The sequence below is a fragment of the Embleya sp. NPDC025285 genome, from assembly GCF_055558835.1.
In genome coordinates this window covers 1-2,170 of the sequence record NZ_JBVHLU010000268.1, presented here as the reverse complement: position 1 = coordinate 2,170, position 2,170 = coordinate 1, and the positions used below count along the sequence as shown (strand labels likewise).

General features: G+C 68.8%; 1 protein-coding gene. It reads left to right on the top strand.

All coding sequences use genetic code 11. From position 1 onward, the window contains the following. Positions 1–228: class I SAM-dependent methyltransferase (locus tag ACZ4FV_RS52100; RefSeq protein WP_465328488.1), on the top strand; the 228-nt coding region annotated here is incomplete at its 5' end. Positions 229–2,170: the final 1,942 nt, after the last annotated feature.

The following is a 2,170-nucleotide window of genomic DNA, read 5'->3' as shown; positions in this document are numbered from 1 at the left end:
ACTTCGGCCACCCGGCTGCGGGTCGCCGACAGCAGGTCGTACGGCCCGCACTACGCCGAGACGTTGCGGCTGTGGCGCGAGCGCTTCAACCGGCGCGCGGACGAGGTCGATTCGTTGGGCTTCGACCATGTGTTCCGGCGCATGTGGAACCTGTATCTGTCCTGGTCCGAGGCCGGTTTCCGGTCCGGCTACCTGGACGTGCGGCAATACCTGCTGATAGAGGCATGAGCGACTCGGGCGGTAATGGTCTGCAGGCAGGGGCTGTTACTCGACCGACGCGAGAGTCGCTTCGTTTGTCGACCGAGAGCGTCAAGCGCAAGGTCCAGCGCCGGATTCATTCCGGATCGATCGGCTGGGACGCCGACCGGTCGTGTGCCGGCTGCGGCGCCGCATGCGATCGCGGACGGAATCGGCGATCATCTCCAGGAACGACCACCCCGGCTCCGCCCTCGGATCGCTCCACCGGCGGGCCTGGGATCAGCAGCGCGGCGCGCCTGATCTGTCCGTGGTACCTGTGAAGTGGCCCCAATCGGTCGGAGAAGGAGTCCGATGCCGTCCGTTCGAATGCCGGCGTCTCGCCGCCGGCCGGGGACTCGTGCTTGATCATGGCCGTGTACCGGGTCGGCCCGGACGGCACCCGACTGGTCAGGGGCGCCAGTGTGCACCGCGGAACCTCCCCGCCCCTTCTCGCCGTTCCCCAGGAACCGCGCTGTCGCTGTTCGAGAGGCTGCCGCTCCCCCCGGTGACGACCCTGACGATCCCGACCCGGCCGGCACCTGACTTCGGCTGTAGTGGGGCGCAGCTCGGCGGGTGCGTGCCGACACCGTCGAACGGGTCCTCTCGCGGGTTGGCGTGTGCATCTCGTTCGGGTGAATCGCCGGCGCCGAAGGCAGGTCGGTGCAAGTGTGGATGGGTCTCCTTCGCAGAGGTTCACTCATTCGCCTGGTGGCGTGTCGTGCGGGTTGTGCCCCTGCAATGGAGGGGAAGGGGCGGCTGCGACCGCGGCAACAGGCGTTCGCAGTCGTCGTTGTTCGTCGCGCGTGTCGGCGGGCATCGGGACGTTCTCGTGCCGAGTGGTCACAACGGCAGTCGCGGCGGCCGCCCGTCCCGCGCGTGACGTCGAATACCGTTTGGGCTCGCGGCCGGGGCCGGGGTGCCCTGTAGTCGTGAAATCGGCCCCGGTCAGGTCCGGCATCCCACCGAAGCCGTCCGTCGTCGGCCCGCACGGTCACCGCTTGCGCCATGCCCAAGGAGCCCGACGGCGTCACCCCCGGGGCAGCAGTGTTCGACACGCCCGGTGCAGGGGAGTGCACCCGGGGCCGCGGTTTCGGTGCCGTTGGGTGGTCTCGGTAGTCGTTTCCCGGTCGGACGGTGCCACAGCGCCCGTGCGAGCGGTGCGTGGGGGCTAACGCCTGCCGCACAGCGTTGCGTTCGCCAGTGCCCGCGCCAGTGACGTTGCGTGGATGCGGGCCGAGCGCAGGGCGAGCGCACCCAGGGGCCGTTCCTCCGCCGGGCACGCGATGCAGTCCGGGTCGACCTCGGCCTGTTCGCTGTCGTCGTCTTCGGGCGTTTCACACCTGCACGACACCGTTGTCCCCCTCGCGTCCATCCGCGTCGTCGAACCGAGTCTCTCTGCCCCAGCTGTCGGAACGCGCATCGGCAGCCGCCCGACGATGGAACGTCTGCCGCCCGCATGCCGTCACTGTGTCTCGTGAGAGGGTGCGCGGCCGGATCCCGGTCGTTGAAGTCGCCCACCGCGCTCACCGGTCCGGAAGGGTCGTCTGAGGGCAGCATGAAGACGCCTTCGATGGTGTTCTTGCGACGGGTACGCCTCGGCATCGGTGTCTCGGCTTCTCATGTGGGCAGGCGGATTCGCAGCATCGTCCTGCCGCGCTCGATCACGGGTCGACCGCCATGCCGACACGGACATCGGTTTCACCCGCACAGCCCTCGCCGACCCGGCATCGACGCGCCCGAAAGCGGTCCGCCGCCCGGTGACGGCCGGTGTCAGGTCGCGACGCGAAGCGCTGCCATCGGTCCTTTGCAGGAGGGATTCGTCCCAGGCGTCGAACCGGTGTCGGCAACGGTTGAATTGAGGTTCTGGATCAATTTCCGTGCCAGAGCCACGGAGGGTCACCGGAGCCGCGATCATGAACGGTCGTGGCTGACG